Source organism: Brooklawnia propionicigenes (assembly GCF_030297015.1).
GTDB classification, from domain to species: Bacteria; Actinomycetota; Actinomycetes; order Propionibacteriales; family Propionibacteriaceae; genus Brooklawnia; species Brooklawnia propionicigenes.
The window spans coordinates 2,944,227-2,961,056 of the sequence record NZ_AP028056.1 but is presented as its reverse complement, the minus strand read 5'-3'; the positions used below and the strand labels follow the sequence as shown (position 1 = coordinate 2,961,056).

14 protein-coding genes are annotated in these 16,830 nt (G+C 64.9%); 4 read left to right on the top strand and 10 right to left on the bottom strand.

Going from position 1 to position 16,830, the window contains the following annotated elements:
* Positions 1–30 precede the first annotated feature (30 nt).
* A complete protein-coding gene (locus tag QUE25_RS13640) occupies positions 31–1,338 on the top strand; it encodes a transaldolase family protein (protein WP_286265913.1) in 1,308 nt (435 codons plus the stop codon).
* A gap of 89 nt (positions 1,339–1,427) precedes the next feature.
* Here QUE25_RS13640 and ku read toward each other — a convergent pair whose 3' ends face one another.
* Positions 1,428–2,261, bottom strand: coding sequence for a non-homologous end joining protein Ku (ku, locus tag QUE25_RS13635; protein WP_286265911.1), 834 nt, complete (start codon positions 2,259–2,261; stop codon positions 1,428–1,430).
* A 3-nt stretch (positions 2,262–2,264) separates the two neighbouring features.
* Entirely contained in the window at positions 2,265–2,738 is a 474-nt protein-coding gene (locus tag QUE25_RS13630; RefSeq protein ID WP_286265909.1) for a DUF6912 family protein, read from the bottom strand.
* Positions 2,739–2,854: 116 nt separating this feature from the next.
* Between QUE25_RS13630 and QUE25_RS13625 the strand changes: the two genes are divergently transcribed.
* Entirely contained in the window at positions 2,855–3,307 is a 453-nt protein-coding gene (locus QUE25_RS13625; RefSeq protein WP_286265907.1) for an Rv3235 family protein, read from the top strand.
* Positions 3,308–3,343: 36 nt separating this feature from the next.
* On the opposite strand, the gene secA is transcribed toward QUE25_RS13625, so the two are convergent.
* The 7 genes from secA to QUE25_RS13590 all read right to left on the bottom strand — a co-directional run bounded on the left by secA (position 3,344) and on the right by QUE25_RS13590 (position 12,805).
* A complete protein-coding gene (secA, locus tag QUE25_RS13620; protein ID WP_483413702.1) occupies positions 3,344–6,214 on the bottom strand; it encodes a preprotein translocase subunit SecA in 2,871 nt (956 codons plus the stop codon).
* Between the two features lie 209 nt (positions 6,215–6,423).
* A complete protein-coding gene (hpf, locus tag QUE25_RS13615; protein ID WP_286265905.1) occupies positions 6,424–7,047 on the bottom strand; it encodes a ribosome hibernation-promoting factor, HPF/YfiA family in 624 nt (207 codons plus the stop codon).
* 185 nt (positions 7,048–7,232) lie between these two features.
* A complete protein-coding gene (locus QUE25_RS13610) occupies positions 7,233–7,913 on the bottom strand; it encodes a ComF family protein (protein WP_286265904.1) in 681 nt (226 codons plus the stop codon).
* A 109-nt stretch (positions 7,914–8,022) separates the two neighbouring features.
* On the bottom strand, positions 8,023–9,783 hold the full coding sequence (locus tag QUE25_RS13605) for an LpqB family beta-propeller domain-containing protein (protein WP_286265902.1): 1,761 nt from the start codon (positions 9,781–9,783) through the stop codon (positions 8,023–8,025).
* On the bottom strand, positions 9,780–11,381 hold the full coding sequence (mtrB, locus tag QUE25_RS13600) for an MtrAB system histidine kinase MtrB (protein WP_286265900.1): 1,602 nt from the start codon (positions 11,379–11,381) through the stop codon (positions 9,780–9,782). The genes QUE25_RS13605 and mtrB overlap by 4 nt, the downstream gene beginning before the upstream one ends.
* Complete coding sequence (mtrA, locus tag QUE25_RS13595; protein WP_286265898.1) at positions 11,381–12,109, bottom strand: MtrAB system response regulator MtrA; 729 nt, start codon at positions 12,107–12,109, stop codon at positions 11,381–11,383. The genes mtrB and mtrA overlap by 1 nt, the downstream gene beginning before the upstream one ends.
* A 132-nt stretch (positions 12,110–12,241) precedes the next feature.
* Complete coding sequence (locus tag QUE25_RS13590) at positions 12,242–12,805, bottom strand: YqgE/AlgH family protein (RefSeq protein WP_286268578.1); 564 nt, start codon at positions 12,803–12,805, stop codon at positions 12,242–12,244.
* A 153-nt stretch (positions 12,806–12,958) separates the two neighbouring features.
* Between QUE25_RS13590 and QUE25_RS13585 the strand changes: the two genes are divergently transcribed.
* On the top strand, positions 12,959–13,762 hold the full coding sequence (locus QUE25_RS13585; RefSeq protein WP_286265896.1) for a thioesterase family protein: 804 nt from the start codon (positions 12,959–12,961) through the stop codon (positions 13,760–13,762).
* On the opposite strand, the gene QUE25_RS13580 is transcribed toward QUE25_RS13585, so the two are convergent.
* Complete coding sequence (locus QUE25_RS13580; protein WP_286265894.1) at positions 13,653–15,932, bottom strand: MMPL family transporter; 2,280 nt, start codon at positions 15,930–15,932, stop codon at positions 13,653–13,655. The genes QUE25_RS13585 and QUE25_RS13580 overlap by 110 nt on opposite strands.
* A gap of 84 nt (positions 15,933–16,016) precedes the next feature.
* Between QUE25_RS13580 and QUE25_RS13575 the strand changes: the two genes are divergently transcribed.
* Positions 16,017–16,592 carry a MarR family winged helix-turn-helix transcriptional regulator gene (locus QUE25_RS13575; RefSeq protein ID WP_286265892.1) on the top strand — a complete coding sequence of 192 codons (576 nt, stop codon included), beginning with the start codon at positions 16,017–16,019 and terminating at the stop codon, positions 16,590–16,592.
* Positions 16,593–16,830 lie beyond the last annotated feature (238 nt).

Below are 16,830 nucleotides of genomic sequence, written 5' to 3'. Positions count from 1 at the left end.
ATCAACCATCAGAAGTTAGGAGAATCCTCGATGACACCTCCGCTACAACTGCGATTGCGTTCGCTCGGTCTTGAGCCTGCGCGCGGCGTCAGTGACCACCTTTCCCGCGTCCTCGCCCAACCCATCGACGAACTGCAGTTCTCGCTGCTCGCCGAGACCGCGACCCACATCGGCGTGACCGACGAGTTCGTCCGCATCTGTGATTACTTCAAGGCCGAACCCGGCCACACTCCGGCCGGGTTCCGCTTCGAATACGAGCTGGAGCCCGACGGCCTACTGAACGTCAACCTGAAGCGCGACATCGGCTATGACAGCGACGGACGCAAGCGCCCGACTGCTGTCATCTACTCCGCCGACTCCGCGAACCCCTACGAGGTCGCCCCGATCGCTCCCCTGCTCGGCAACCTCACCTGCAACCCCGGCATCATCTACGACCTGTTCATCAACAATCCCAAGGCGAACATCGATCACAAGTTCAGCACTCGTGATGAGGTGATGGCCGAACTCGGACGCATTCTCGGTCCGGGCTGTGACATCTCGGTGGAACTCAACAATCCATTCGAGCCGGATTTCAACAAGATTCTGGAAGAGGCGACCTTCTTCAAGGAACTGCTCGGCCAGGATCGTGTTGTCATCAAGGTGCCGCACACCGGTCCGGTCAATGCCGACAATGTCGGCCAGCTGCTCACCGGCGACGGCCGTCTCGACCGCCGCTACTGGCAGCCCGCCACCGAGGACGCACTGCGCGGGCACAATCTGACCCTCAAGCTCACCGAAGCCGGCTTCCGCATCAACTACACCTTGATGTTCGAGGGCTACCAGACCCAGCTGGCGCTGCAGGCCCGACCGTACTTCATCAACTCGTTCATCAGGCATCGCCTGATGCAGTCGGAGAAGATGGTCGCACTGCTCGCCCGCGTTGACGGTGGCGACGTCGATGCTGCCGCCGAACTGAGCGACTACATGCTGTCCACCGACTACCTGGCCAGCACGGACGCCGGGCTGGATCCGGAGGAGGCCGTGGCGCGGGCGCGGACGATCATCGCCTACCGCCACATCACCGACGACGAGGGCAGCGACGGCCTGGATTCGGTGCGCCACAACCTCCGGTTGCTGCGCAATGCGAATCTGCCCGACACCCGGCTGATCATCTGCTCGATGGAAGGTGACCACAACTATCCCGACATCGACAACCTGCTGGCCAGTGATGAGTTCTCCGACATGGCCGACCGCGTCGTGGTGACCGCCGAGCCGGCCTACCTGGCCCGCTTCACCTCGACCAACCAGGTCATCAGCTACCAGCGCCGCTTCATGAAGGCGGCACAAGGCCAGAAGTAGGGCCCGACCAGTTCAGCCATCGCGCACAGCGGCTCCCGTGTCCACGGGGCCGCTGGCGTCTCGGCCGTTGATCGGGCAGCCGGGCAGTCTCAGCCCGCCGCTGCCTCGTCCTTGTCCGAACCCGAGGACTTGCCCGAGGATGCGTGACCGCGCTTCTTGGCCGCCTCGACCGACGCGCGCAGAGCGGCCATCAGGTCGACGACTTCGCCACCGCCCTCGGTCTTGACCGGTTCGGGAACCGTCGCGCCCTCGAGTTTGGCTGTCACCAGCGCCTCCAGAGCCGCCCGATAGCTGTCGGTGTACTCGGACGGCTCCCAATGCCCGGACATCTGACCGATGAACGTCTCGGCCATCGTCACCTCGGCAGGGCTGGCATGCACCTCGGTATCCGGTGCGGCGAATGACGGATCGCGGACCTCGTCCGGCCACAGCATCGTGTCCATCACCAGCAGGTCTCCGCGCGGCCGGATCAGCGCCAGCGATTCCCGCGTGCGCAGCGCCACCTTGACCACGCCGGCCTTACCGGTCTTGGCCAATGCGTCGCGCAGCAGTACATACGGCTTGACGCCGACGCCTTTGGCCTCGATCAGGTAGGTCTTCTCGAAATAGACCGGGTCGATCTCCGATTCGTCCACGAAGGTGGAGATCTCGACCGTGCCCTTGCTCGCCAGCGGCAGCTGCTCCAGGTCCTGCTTGGTGAGCACGACCACGCGTCCATCGGCTGCGGTGTAGCCTCGGTCGATCTGATCGTAGGGCACCTCCTGCCCGCAGATCTCGCAGACCCGGCGGTAGCGGATCCGCCCACCATCGACGCCGTGCACCTGATGCAATGGCACGTCGACGGGCTCGGTGGCGCCGTAGAGCTTGACGGGTATGACGATCAACCCGAAAGAAACCGCGCCTTCCCACATCGCTCTGGGCATCATTCACTCCTCGGGTAGTTCGGTGACAGAATGCCAGGCCAGATCGTGATCGGCATGAAGCGCTGCCACCTCCGGCAACTCCCAGGCCTCGTCAAGCTCCAGCCCGCCGACCGCTGCGCAAACCGCCTCGATGGGTGCCTGGTCGTCGTCGCTGAACCAGGCCTCGACCGAGCCCGCACCGAGGCCGGCAAGCGTCACGCCGCCATTGGGGGTTTCCTCGCCCGGACTGAGGGTCTGCGGATCCACCATCGCGGTCAACACGAGCCGCTGCCCGTGGTGGATGAGGCCCCACAGGCCGGCCAACAGCAAGGTCGCGTACTCCGCCTCCTCATCGTCCGACGGCTGCAGCCCGAAGGTCTCGTAGAGGAGGGGGCCCGCGGTGAATGCCTGCAGGGGGTCGTCGATCCTGTGCCCGCGAGCGATCTGACGCGCCTGATCGGTGTCCACAGGTACGCACACCAGTACTCGCTCTGTCATCGGGTCTCCCTCGTCCGGTCCTGTGATCGAGTCTAGGCAAGTCTCACGAAAGCCAACTTATCCACAGATCGGCCGAGCGGCCGCCATGACAGGCCCGGATGGGGTCATGCTGAGGCATGGAATTCACCCCACCGCTGATCATCCACACGATGTGCGCACACGATGAGCGTCTCAGCATGCACGGCTGGGACCAGTTGGCCGAGCTGGGCCAGGAGACTGCCCGGCAAGCCGACCCGGCGCCCGCGCCAGCACAGGCGATCGCCACAAATGCGGCCCGGCTGGTCGCGGAGACTCTCACCGGTCACCGCGATCCCAAGCAGCTCAGGCAGTGGCTGTCCGCTGCCGAGTGCGAACGGCTGATGGCTTGGACGCAGGCGCACCGCGGCGAGCGGATACGCCTCAACAGGATGAACCTCATCGAGGTCTCACCCGAGCGCGTCGAGGGCCAACTGCACTTCGACTACGGGCGCGGCCGGCTGTGCGCGACCCTGTGCCTGGTGTCGCGGGCCGGACGCTGGAGCTGCCGTCAGCTGAATGTGCTGCTGCCCGGCGCGGTCCCGCATCCATAGCGGGCCGCACCGGGCAGCACTGGACAACCGATCAGCTCAGGCGGCGTTCGGGTTGCGTCCGTGACACATCTTGAACTTCTTGCCCGAACCGCACGGGCAGGGCTGGTTGCGCCCGACTCCGGCGTACGGATCAGTGCTGGTCGACGTGCTCACCTTCTTGCTGGTATCACCCTGCTCGTCGGGCGCGGAGTAGCTGAGCTTGCTGGTATCGGCCGCTGTCTCGGCGCCCTTGATCCGCACCTTCGCGGCGCGCTTCGGCGCCGCGGTATGGTCCTGGGCTTCGGCGGCCGGCTTCTGCTCCGCCGCGGCGACGGCGCTGCCCGCCTGGGCCTTCTCATCGGCCGACGATGCTGCCGCATTTCGCAGCTGGGTGGCGGCCAGCTTTCCGGCGGTCGCGGCGGCGCTCTCGGTGGTCAACTCGGCCTGCTGATCCGGGACGACCTGCACGTCGATATTGAACAGGTAACCGACGACCTCCTCGGCGAAACCATCGCGCATCTGGTCGAACATCTGGGCGCCCTCGCGCTGGTACTCGACCAGCGGATCGCGCTGGGCCATGGCCCGCAGGCCGATCCCCTCACGCAGGTAGTCCATCTCGTACAGGTGCTCGCGCCACTTGCGGTCGAGCACGGTCAGCCAGACCTGGCGCTCCAGCTCGCGCATGTTCTCCTCGCCGAGGGTCTCCTCGCGAGTGTCGTAGGCGCGCGCCGCGTCCTCGGCGAACGCATCAGCCAGTTCGGTCTCGTCGTCGACGCTTTCCCACTCGTCCTGGTCGAGGCCGACCGGGTAGAGCTTGCGCATCTCGGCCCACAGCCCGTCCAGATCCCAGTCATCCGGCAACCCGGCGGTGAACTGCTGGACGCCGGCTCGTACGACACGGTCGACGGTCTGCCGGAGCTGCTCGTCGACGGGGGCCCCCTTGAGCACCTTCATGCGGTCGCCGTAGATGGCGTGGCGCTGACGGTTCATCACATCGTCGTACTTCAAGACGTTCTTGCGCATCTCGAAGTTCTGCGCCTCGACCTGCTTCTGTGCACTCTCGATGGCCCGGGTGATCATCTTCATGTCGATGGGCTCATCATCGGGAACGTTAAGCGAGATCATGGCGCGCTCAATGACCTCACCTTTGAACAACCGCAGCAGATCGTCCTCGAGTGACAGGTAGAAGCGGCTCTCCCCCGGGTCGCCCTGACGTCCGGAACGGCCTCGCAACTGGTTGTCGATTCGCCGCGACTCGTGGCGCTCCGAACCGATCACATAGAGGCCGCCGGCCGCCGTGACCTCTTCGTGTTCTTCCTCGGTCTTCTCGCTGAGTTCCTCGAGCGTGTCGGGCCACTCGGCCTCGTATTCGTCGCGCTGCTCGACCGGGTCGATGCCCTTGTCCTGCAGGAGTTGATCGGCCAGGAACTCCGGGTTGCCGCCGAGCATAATGTCGGTACCACGACCAGCCATGTTGGTGGCCACCGTGACGGCGCCCTTGCGTCCGGCCATCGCCACGATCGCGGCCTCACGCGCATGCTGCTTGGCATTGAGCACCTCGTGCGGAATGCCGGCCTTCTTCAGCTGCTTGCTGAGCAGTTCGGACTTGTTGACCGAGGCAGTGCCGATCAGCACCGGTTGACCATTCTCATAGCGCTCGGCAACGTCCTTGACGATCGCATCGAACTTAGCGGCCTCGGTGCGGTAGATCAGGTCGGTCTTGTCGGCCCGGATCATCGGCTTGTTGGTCGGGATCTCCAACACGCCCAGACCGTAGATCTTCTGGAACTCGCTCTCCTCGGTCTTGGCCGTACCGGTCATGCCGGCGAGCTTGTTGTACATGCGGAAGTAGTTCTGCAAGGTGATCGTGGCCAGCGTCTGGTACTCGTCCTTGATGGTGACGCCCTCTTTGGCCTCCAGCGCCTGGTGCAGGCCCTCGTTGTAACGACGCCCGATCAGGGTACGACCGGTGTGCTCATCGACGATCAGCACCTCACCTTGAGCAACCACGTAGTCGCGATCGCGGTGGAAGAGCTCCTTGGCGCGGATCGAGTTGTTCAGATAGCCGATCAGCGGTGTGTTCGCGCTCTCGTAGAGATTCTCCACACCTAGGACGTCCTCGGTGGTCTCGATGCCGTGCGAGAGCACCGAAACGGTGCGCTTCTTCTCGTCGACCTCGTAGTCGAGATCACGCTGGAGCCGGCGGGCAAGCCGGGCGAAAACCGGGTACCACTGCTTGTTCTCGGTAGCCGGACCGGAAATGATCAGCGGCGTACGGGCTTCGTCGACCAGGATCGAGTCGACCTCGTCGACGATGGCGTAGTGATGGCCGCGCTGGACGAGATCGTCGGGGCTCAGCGCCATGTTGTCGCGCAGGTAGTCGAAACCGAACTCGTTGTTCGTGCCGTACGTGATGTCGCGACCGTAGGCCTTGCGGCGCTGCGCGGGGGTCATCTGCGACAAAATGACGCCGACATCGAGCCCCAGGAAGTGGTGGACACGGCCCATCTGCTCGGACTGATACTGGGCCAGGTAGTCGTTGACGGTGACGACGTGCACGCCCTCGCCGCCCAGCGCGTTCAAGTAGCTGGGCATCAGCGCGACGATCGTCTTGCCTTCACCGGTCTTCATCTCGGCGATGTTCGCCTCGTGCAGAGCGATACCGCCGACCACTTGCACATCGAACGGGCGCTTGCCGAGCACTCGGTTCGATGCCTCGCGCACGGTCGCAAAAGCCTCCGGAAGCAGCCGATCGAGGTCTTCCCCGTTGTCCAGACGCTGCCTGAAATCAGCGGTCTGCGAGCGCAACTCCTCGTCGTCCATCGCGACGAAGTCGTCCTCAATGTCGTTGACCTGCTGAGCGATCTTCTGCATTCGCTTCAGCGTGCGTCCCTCGCCGACACTGAGCAGGCGGTCCATGAAACCCACGGGATACGTCCTTTGCTGAGTCCTCGCCGCTGGACGCACCGGATGCGCGCCTATGACAGCAGCGTCCACCAGTGTAGTTCGTGGTCGCTGTGGCTTACACCGTGCCGGACCGACCTGCACGGCCGCCGAGCCGGATCGGGGACGCTGCTGATGAGCAACGCCCCCGATTGTGTCTACCTCACCGGCCGACCAGCTCGCTCACCATCCGGTCAGCGTTCGGAGCTGACGGACAGGTGGATGACCCCGTAGTCGTAGGCCTTGCGGCGGTAGACCACGCTCGGCTCCTCGGTCTCGGCATCGACATAGAGGAAGAAGTCGTGACCGACCAGTTCCATCTCGTCGAGTGCCTGGGCCAAGGTCAACGGAACGGTGCTGAACCGCTTCTCGCGCACGACCAGCGGGCCATCCCCGGTGACTTCCAGGCCGCTGCCCACCTTGCGCGTTGCGACCTGTTCGTCGAGGCTCTCTTCGACGGCCATCATCGCCAGGTCGAGATCAGCCAACTCCTTGGCCGCGCGCAGACCACGGTGCCTCTTCCGCCGGTCGGCGGCCTTGCGCAGCTGCGCTTTCAGTTTCTCTTCCGCACGATCGAAGGCGATCGTTTTATCGGACGCATTGGCGCCGGCCCGGATGACCGGTCCCTTGCCTCGCAACGTGATCTCGCACCGGATTTGACCATCCGGATCACCCTTGGAATCGGTCTGAGTGAACTCGACCTCGGCACGGATTACGCGATCGCGGAGCTTCTCGACAGTCGCGGTCAGTTCTTCGCTGACCTGCTCACGGGTCGCATCGGAGATGGTCAGATGCCTGCCGGTGATACTGACGTCCATGATCATTCCTTCCTTGTCCGGACCAGCCGTTTCCGGCCGGCCGTTCGGCGGCTCAAACCGCCGGGGCGGAAAATACGTGGCACGACCCACCAGAAACGCCTTCCTGAGCCCTGAAGCTGCTGGTCGACGTTCCAATAGATCGTGCCATACACCAACGTTACTCATCTCGATGGCAGCTCAGGCGGTTAACGAGGAGTTGCCCATCTGGGGGTGTCGCAGACCACAGCTGCGCCCCGGACGAGGTACCCCGCAGCGCGCAATGCCCGCACTGCTTCGCTCATCGTTGACCCCGTCGTGACTACGTCATCGGTCACGATCAGCGCCGCCGATGCACCGGCTGCAGCCACCATGGTGCCCTGCTGTGCGCGCAACCGATCGTCCCTGCCGCGACCGACCTGATCGGCTGCGGCGCGGGCGCGCTGCAGCAGCGGACGAACCCCGAGGCCGAGCCTGCGGCCGGCTGCTTTAGCGAGTGCGCTCGAATGGTCATAGCCGCGCCTGCGCACGGCGGCCGGGTCGGACGGCACCGGAACGAGCAGCACGTGAGCGCACTCCGCCGGATTCAGCCCGCCCACGGCCTGGCCGAGCAGACCCCCCAAGAGCCCGGCCAGCTGCCAGGCCCCGTCGTCCTTGTGAGCGATGACGATCGACGACAGAGGCTCTCGATACCAGCCGCAGGCCGCCACCGGTGGCATCTGGGTCCACCCCGGACGCTCGACCAGGTGCGCGCCGGACGGCAACTGCCGGCGGCACGCTTCGCAAAGCCCCCAGCCCGGCGTCCGGCAGCCGGGACAACCAGAGCCGAGCGTCAGGTCGGCCGCGGCATCACGCAGTCGGTGCAATGCCGCCGGAAGAGTCACTGGCATGCCGCAAGTATTGGTGAGTCACCGTCCGGATCGGTCAACCTTGTGCCCGTCTGTGGATAGCCTCCGCACATTGAGAACCGGACGTCGAGACTCGCGGTCGTTGAACAGGTCAGCTCGGGTAGGCGGCGTCGCTGACATCGCCCAGCAGCTCTTCCCAGCGATACTGGGCTTCATAGCGCAGAGCGAGCCTCGTCGAGGTGACCACTGCTGCGGCGACCGTGCCGTCCAGCGGCATAGCGGTCAACGCCACCACGTCGACGTCTCGGAGCGGCCCTTGGGATGTGACCTGGGCCGCATCGACATCGAAGGAGTACACGCTCAACTGGGCGTCGCGTTCGCTGGCTCCCAGCACCATCATCTTCCCCGACGACAGGAACGCCACATCCCCGAAGGCGACGATCTGGCCGGCCGCGGTGTTCAACGGCAGCTCCCGCCATCCATCGATGGTTCCTTGATCGCTGCCGCGCAGGCGCAACAACCCCAACTGCTGGGTCTGCCCGTTCTGGACGATCACCGCCATCCGGGTCAGATCCGGCGAGATCCGGAAACTGAGCACCTGGCCCCCGCCGATCTCGGGGATCGGCACCAGCAGCGGCGTTCCTTGTTGGGGGACCTGCACGGCAACCACCCCGTCAGCGGTGTTGTCCAGCGTCCACAGCCGTCCCGCGCTGTCGAACTGGGGTTTGGCCAAAGCGGACCCGTGATAGACCTCCACCGGTTCCCCATCGATGGTGGCAGCACGGTACAGATTCGTGCCGTCCGAGTTCACCACGCCGACCAGCGTGCCCTGCCAGGAGACGGCCAGTCTGCCCGGTTGCTGGTCCCAGCCGGCTCCCAGTGGCCCGGGCAGGGCTACCGCAGCCGTTCCGGCGACTTCGGGGAGCCTGACGATTCCCGAACCCTGGATCGCGTAGAGATCGCGCGGTGCGCGCGGCCGCTCGGGGTTGTACCCGGACAGCGCACCGAATCCGATGATGCCGTCATCGTCGGCACCCGGAATCGACAGGGGACGATTGTTCACGTTGATCTGCAGGCCCTTGATCGACTCGAAGTACGACAAGGTGAACAACAGCTGCGCGGCGGCCTGCACCCGCTGATCTGCACTGAGCGCCTCGATCTCCTCGCTCAGGGCCAGCCGCGCGATGCCGTCATCGCCCACCCAGGTACCGCTGGATGCCACATCGTCCGGCAGTGCATTGAGCACCGCGGGACGCAGCCAGACACCGGGTCCCCGGATAACCGCACGGACCAGCGCGTCCGGAGCGGACGAGCCGAACTCGGCCTGCCGCAAGAAGACCTGCTGGGGCACCAGCCGGCTGCCCGCCGAACTGAGGAAGTAGACCGAGACCGGTTGGAATGCCTGCTGGAAACGCTGCCGCGACATCAGAATGCCTTCGCCCGGATTGTTGATCCGCCACTGCCCATCGACTGTGGTCAACTCGAAATTGTGGTTGTACTCCGTGTCCCGGACGGCGGTGAAGACATGGTCCGAACCGAGTCGGCCGACCAGCGATGCCCGCACGACGGCCGATCCGTCGGCAGTGATCACCCGCGACTGGCCGCTGGAGTCGTAGATATTGATGCCGTCCTCGGGACGCCAGCTGCTCGCCGCCTGATCAGTGAGGTACTGGCGGGCCACCGCGTATCCGTCGGCCGGCGATTCGGAGGCTGCGAAGAACCCCTCGAGAATCGCCTCAGGGCTTGCCCCGTCGGATGGGGGTTGCGCGGCGACGTCAATGCCGGTCGGGCGCTCACCGCTGCCGCCGTCCCCAACGGTCTCGATCGGTCCCGACGTTGGAAACCGCCCGCAGGCGGCCAGCACCAGGGCCAGGGTCACGGCCACCCAGACCGCGATGGTGAGACGCTTCATGGTTGGATCCCGTCCTGGTGCGAGGGCGTGCCCGGCTGACCTGCGACGAGTTCGCGCCCGGTCGGTTCCAATGGCAGTGGCGACGAGCCGAGGACGATCTGCTGGTTGCGCGGCAGCGTCAACCGGAACTGGGCGCCCTCCCCAGGACGCCCCCAGGCCTCCAGCCAGCCGTTGTGCAGCCGGGCGTCCTCCAGCGAGATGGCCAGCCCGAGACCGGTGCCACCCACGATGCGATTGCGGCTCTGGTCCGCACGCCAGAAGCGCCGGAAGACCTGGTCGGCTTGTTCCGGCTCGAAACCCACCCCGTAGTCGCGCACGGTCAGCGCCACGGCCCGCAGGTCACCGGCGACCGTGAGGGTGATCTGCCGGTGTTCGCCGTGACTGATGGCGTTGCTGAGCAGGTTGCGGACGATGCGTTGCACTCTCCGGGCGTCCGCCTCGACCACGCAGGGCCCGGTACGGTGCAGTACGAGTTCGGAACCCACCGCGGCGGCCATCGCCTGCTGAGCATGCATTTCGGCCTCGACCAGGTCACCCAGATCGATGTCGTCGGTGGTCAGGTCGGCGGCCCCGGCATCGAAGCGCGAGATCTCCAGCAGGTCGCCGAGCATCGACTCGAAGCGCTCCTCCTGGTCATGTAGCAGTTCGACGCTGCGCGCCAGCTGCGGACTGAAGCTGTCGAGGGACTCATGCAGGACCTCGGTGGCCATCCGCATGGTCGTCAGCGGGGTACGCAGCTCATGACTGACGTCAGAAACGAACTGCTGTTGCACTCGCGACAGGTCCTCCAGCCGGCCGATCTGGTGTTGCAGTTCACCGGCCATATTGTTCATCGAGGTCGCCAGGCTGGCCAGTTCGTCGGTGCCCTTGACCTTCATCCGCTGGTCGAGATCGCCGGCGGCGATGCGTCCGGCGACCTCACCGGTGGTGCGCAGCGGCTTGGTGATCTCACGGGCGATCACGTAGCTGATCACCCCGAGGCAGATCATCAGCAGCACCCCGGTCGACACCAGATCGCGCTGCAGCATGTGCAGGGTCTGTTGTTCGGTGCTGGCCGGGAAGATGAAGTAGACGGGAAACGCCTGTCCCGACGGCGCGAACAGATGTCCGCCGACGACCACTGCCGGCTCTGCCGTGCCGTCGGTGTAGCGCACCTGGGTGAGGGTGACATAGACACCCTCCACGTCGGCCGCCAGCGCCTCACGAAGCTCATCGGGCACGCTGTCGGATTGCAGGCCACGCGACATATAGCTGCTGGCGGCCGTCTCGATCATCACGCTGAACTGGCTGGGCTGGCTGCCCACCTCACTGGCCAATTGGCCGAGCCGTTCCAGCAGCGAATCACTGCCCAGATCCGTGTCGTCCAGCTGGTTCTGCATCCGGTACAGCGCACCGCGGGCCTCCACGACCGACGCCTGCTTCTTCGCCTCCACCAGGTCGTTCTTCGCCTGGTTGAGATAGACGAACCCACCCAGCAGCAGCACGAAGATGGACGCCACCATGGTCATGATGATCACCCGCAACGGCAGGGACGACCCCCAGACGGCACGCACGAGACGAGCCAGCGTGACATACCAACGCGGCGGTCGCCCGCTCATCAGTCGTCGCCCGCGGCCTGCTCACCGGCGCGATAGCCGACACCACGAACGGTGACCACGATCTCGGGGTGTTCGGGATCGTGTTCGACCTTGGAGCGCAGCCGCTGGACGTGCACGTTGACCAGCCTGGTGTCCGCCGCATGCCGGTATCCCCAGACCTCTTCCAGCAGGGCCTCACGGGTGAGCACCTGTTTGGGACGCTTCGCCAATGCGACCAGCAGATCGAATTCGAGGGGGGTGAGATTGATCGGCTTGCCGTCGCGACTCACCTGATGACTCAGAGTGGAGACCTCCAGATCACCGATACGCAACGACTCGGGGGCCGGTGTCTCCGGGGGGACATTGGCGCGCAACCGGGTGCGAATGCGGGCGATCAGTTCCTTGGTCTTGAACGGCTTCGAAACGTAGTCATCGGCGCCTTCCTCAAGACCTCGAACGACGTCAGTGGTGTCGGTCCGGGCAGTGAGCATGATGATCGGTATGCCCGACAGTTCGCGGATCTGACGGCAGACCCGGATGCCGTCGATGCGGGGCAGCATCACGTCCAGCAACACGAGCGATGGCTGGTATTGCAGGAATGCGCTCAATGCCTGGTCACCGGTCGCGCACCATTCGGTGTCAAAGCCCTCTTGCCGCAGGACGATCTGCAGCATCTCGGCCAGGGCAGCGTCGTCATCGACCACCAGGATCTTGTGTTGATTGCCCATCGGACCCACGGAAGTGCTCATGCCCCCTCGTTGCAGTCGGTTGCTTGCCATCCTAGCCAGCTGGACAACCGGCCGTGCGGACTCGCAACCCCGCGCGCCCCCGTCCGCACCGCCATCGTCCGTGAACGTGGCCAGCAGCTTTCGTAACCCGCTCTAGTTGAGTTCGGGGTCTTTCGGCCAGGTCGACAGCAGCGCCGGTGTCCCGCCGTGCCTGCGCAGTATCCGGCGCCACAGGCTCGTCGGGTCCGCGGTGAAGATGTCCTCGTCGCGACTGGGCATCCGGAACCAGGCGCCACGGGCGAGCTCCTCGTCCAGTTGGCCGGGCGCCCACCCGGAGTAGCCGGCGAAAATGCGCAGATCTGTGTAGCCGCCGCTGGCGATCTCCACCGGTGTGTCCAGGTGCAGCAGGCCGATGTCACCGATCACCGGACGCCAGCCCGGCGGCTCTTCGGTGGGATCCTGCAGTTTCGCCACGCAGACCGCGCCCTGGGGTGAGACCGGTCCGCCCGCGAAAAGCACCCGCGGTGGTGCGACCAGGGCCGTCCAATCGGGCAACACCGCCTCCAAAGACGTGCCCGCGAGCTTGTTGAGTGTGACGCCCAACGCCCCGTCGTGGTCGCAGTCCAACAAGAGCACCACGGACTGATCGAAGAACTCCTGGTTGCCCCCCGAGGTGGACACCAGCAGCTCTCCAGCTCTCGGCGGCTCGGCTGACATCACCCATCGATTCTCCCATCATTGCTGAGGGCGGGAGGATGTTTGAGCGATGAACTGAACGGCGGTTGCCCGACACCCGGTCGCTTCCTGCCAGCGGATCAGCAGATGGCAAGAGTCGCGTGGCCGAGCCAACACTCGATACAGTGTCTGTTCGTGACTCGACCGATCGACGCTGAAGAAAACGCTTACTTCGTCCGTCTCGGCCCGCACTGCTACTCCCCCACCGAACACGCGGGCGGTACCTGGCGGGAGGACGAACTGCATCTCGCCCCGGTCGCCGGGCTGGTGGTGCACGAGATGGAGCGCTGGCGACAGGCCCATCTCGATCCGGCGATGCGATTCAGCCGTTTCAGTTTCGAGTTGCTGGGTCAGATTCCCCGCGGCACCATCGAAATGCACACCGAGGTGGTTCGTCCAGGACGCACGATCGAACTCATCGAGACCACCATGACCATCGGCCGGGTCATCATTCGCGGGCGGGCCTGGTTGCTGAGCACCGAGGACACCAGCGCGGTCGCGGGATCACCGTTCGACCCTCTGCCCGATCCCGAAACCCAGCCCGACTTCCGGATGTCGGACATCTGGCCCGGGGGGTTCATCGCGAGTCTGCGAGGTAAGCGGGTCGGGCCGGTCGAACCCGGACGAGGATGCGCCTGGCTCACGACCGATGTCGAGCTTGTGACCGGCGAACCGGTCAGTCCGCTCGCCAGTTTCTGCGCACTGGTGGACGCCGCCAATGGCATCGCCATCCGTCAGAAGCCGACCGACTGGATGTACCCGAACGTCGAGTGGACAGTTCACCTGTTCACCCAACCCCAGGGACGATGGGTCGGATTGGACACCCGGGTCAGTTTCGGGCCCGATGGGCTGGGGCTGACCAGTTCGGTGCTGCATGATCTGGGTGGTCCGGTGGGGATGCTTCAGCAGTCGCTGACTGTGCGTCCACTGCATACCTAGGCTTTGGTCTGGCCAGCCGGGACGGCCACCAGATTCTGGGTCCGATCTCGAGCGCCAGCGCGGGCACGAGCAGCGTCCGCACGATGAAGGTGTCGAGCAGCACTCCGAAGCTGACGATGAAGGCCAACTGAGCCAAGAACAGAATCGGGATGACGGCCAGTGCTGCGAAGGTCGCCGCCAGCACGACTCCTGCCGAGGTGATCACCGTGCCCGTGATGGCCAGACCACGGACGATCCCCTGGTGGGTGCCATGCGTGCGAGTCTCTTCGCGTATCCGGGTCATGAGGAAGATGTTGTAATCAATCCCCAATGCCACCAGGAAGACGAAGGAGTAAAGCGGGACAGCCGGGTCGGCGCCGGGGAACTTCAGAATGTGATTGAACACGACTGCGGATACCCCCAGTGCCGTGCCGAACGACAGAATCGTTGTGGCGATCAGCAGGATCGGCGCGACAACCGCGCGCAGCAGCAGCATCAAGATGACGAGAATGACGATCAGAATGATCGGGATGATGAGATTACGGTCGTGGATCGAGGCGATTGTGGTGTCCAGGGTCGTTGCGGTCGGGCCACCGATGAGCACGTCCGGGGCGACCTGCCGGGCATCGGATCGCAGCCGTTCGATGGTGGCCAGAGCCTCATCCGAGTCCGCCGGATCCGACAAGGTGACCTGGAGCAGCACTCGCCCGTCCACCACCGTCGGTTCGGGGTCACGATTCGGGCCGAGTGGGGTGATGCCGTCAGGGCTGATCGGCGCTTGCCCGCTCGGCGAATCGCTGGTGATCACCGAGATGGAATCGACCCCGGGATCAGCGGCGAAGAGTCCGACAATCGCGTCAAGCTCGGACTGCTCCACGATCACGGTCGCCGGACTCCCCGATCCCGCAGGGAAATGGCGTGCCAGCGCAATTTGGCCGTCGCGAGCCTGGGAGGCACTGAGGACGAGGTCTGTGTCGGGCACGCCACGGGCCTGGAAGGTCGTGGCCCCGAATGCACCTACCAGCAGGGCCACTGTCGTGAGGATCCAGATGGGACGCGAACGCCGTTCGACGAACCCGACAGTACGTCCCCAGATGCCGGTCCGGTTGATGTGCTCCTCACCTTCGCTGCCGGGATCGAACCGGGGAATGCGTGGCCAGAACGCGACGCGTCCCAACAGGCCCAGCAGAGCCGGGAGCAGAGTGAGGGCCGCGAGCATGGCGAAGACGATGCCGATGGCGGTCACCGGCCCCAGCACGCTGTTGGATTTCAGATCGCTCAGCACGAGACAGAGCAATCCCGCAATCACGGTGCCACCCGAGGCGGCAACCGGTTCTACGGTGCCCAGCCAAGCCTTCTTTGCGGCCTGCCATTTGTCCGAGTACTGCAGGAGTTCTTCACGATAACGCGATACATAAAGCAGTGAATAGTCGGTCGCCGCGCCGATGACGAGGATGAAGAGAATCCCCTGGGTCTGACCATTGAGCAGGAACAGGCCGGAACGGGCCAGCAGCCAGACGGTGAGCAGCGCCGCGCACAAGGCGAACATGCTGGTGATGAGCACGGTGACCGGCAGGAATATCGAGCGGTAGACGATGAGCAGAATGACGAACACCGCGGCCAGGGCTACTGCCAGCAGAATGCCGTCGATGCCACCGAAGGCATCCATCAGGTCGGCCGCCAGTCCGGCTGGTCCGGTGACATATGCGCTGAGCCCGGCCGCCGGACCACTGCCGAGCAGGTCTCGCATGGCCTCGACGGTGGCAGTGGTGTCGCCGGCTGAATCGATCAGCGCCACGATCTGCACCGCAGCGCCATCATCCGAAGGTATCGGCGGGGAGATCTCGGAGACGCCCTCGAGGCCCCCGAGCTCTTGAGCGGTGCCGGAGATCGCGTCGAGCTGGGTCTGGTCGAGAGTTCCGTTGTCGGCGACGATGAGGACCAGGGCCGGGATGTCCTCGGAATCGTAGAAGTCCCGCGCGAGGACGCCCGCCCGAGTGGATTCGGCCGAGGCGGGCAGGTAGGCGCTCTGATCATTGGATGAGACCTCGTCGATCCGGCCGAACAGCGGGCCTCCGATGGCTGCGGCGGTCAGCCACGCGACGATGATGAGAGCCGGGAGCAGGACCCTCAACCACCACCGTGGTTTGTGGACGCTCGCCGCCGTGGAGTCTGTCTCTCGGGCCTTCATCAGGTTGTCCACGATTCTCCGTCCGTTTCGCCCGATATTAGTTAACCTAGCTATTAATTAGCTTATTGTACTAGACTGAGGTGCATGGAAGCCGAGACAGCGGGAACTCCGCAGGACGCGGACGAGGGCGTCTACGGGGTCCGCGACAACGACCCCGCGGCTCAGCTTCTGGATCTTTCCCAGATCGACGAGTCCGATGTCGAGCAGATCTCCCGACTGATGCAGGCTCTGGGCACGCTGCGCGAGGCTGAGCGGAAGGTCAGCGAGGCATCGGCTCGATACATGAAGCTCAACGAGACCGACATGCGCGCCCTGCACTATCTCATCGTCAATGAGAATCGTGGACGAACGGTCACCCCGGGCGACATCGCGGGCCATCTGGGCATCTCGGCGGCGGCCACCACGAAGCTCCTCGACCGGCTCGAGCGCGGCGGTCACGTGACGCGCAGTCCCCATCCGACCGATCGCCGGGCCTTGCAGATCCGTATCACCGCCCAGACGCGGCAGGCTGCCTACGAAACGGTGGGACGTCATCAGGCTCGGCGGTTCCATTCCGCGGCTCGACTCAGTCAGCCGGAGCGGGAGGTCGTGATCCGCTTCCTGCGGGATATGGCCTCCGAGATCGACATCAAACACATCGATTGGGTCGCCGATGAGTGATCTGTCCCGTGCTACGGGATCGCCGTGAGGCTCTGGAGTCCCGCCGTGCGGCCTCACCCGGTCATCAATGTGATCCTCAGGCCAACTGCATCCTGAGCGCGGATCCCGCCTTTCCACATGTTTCCGCCCTATCCGGGCCACGTCGATGTGGAGCTGTGCCGACTACCTTCGGGCACAATGCCTGCGGGTTTAGGGCACAAGACCCCGGCGACTGCGAGTAGGAAACTCCACTCGCGCG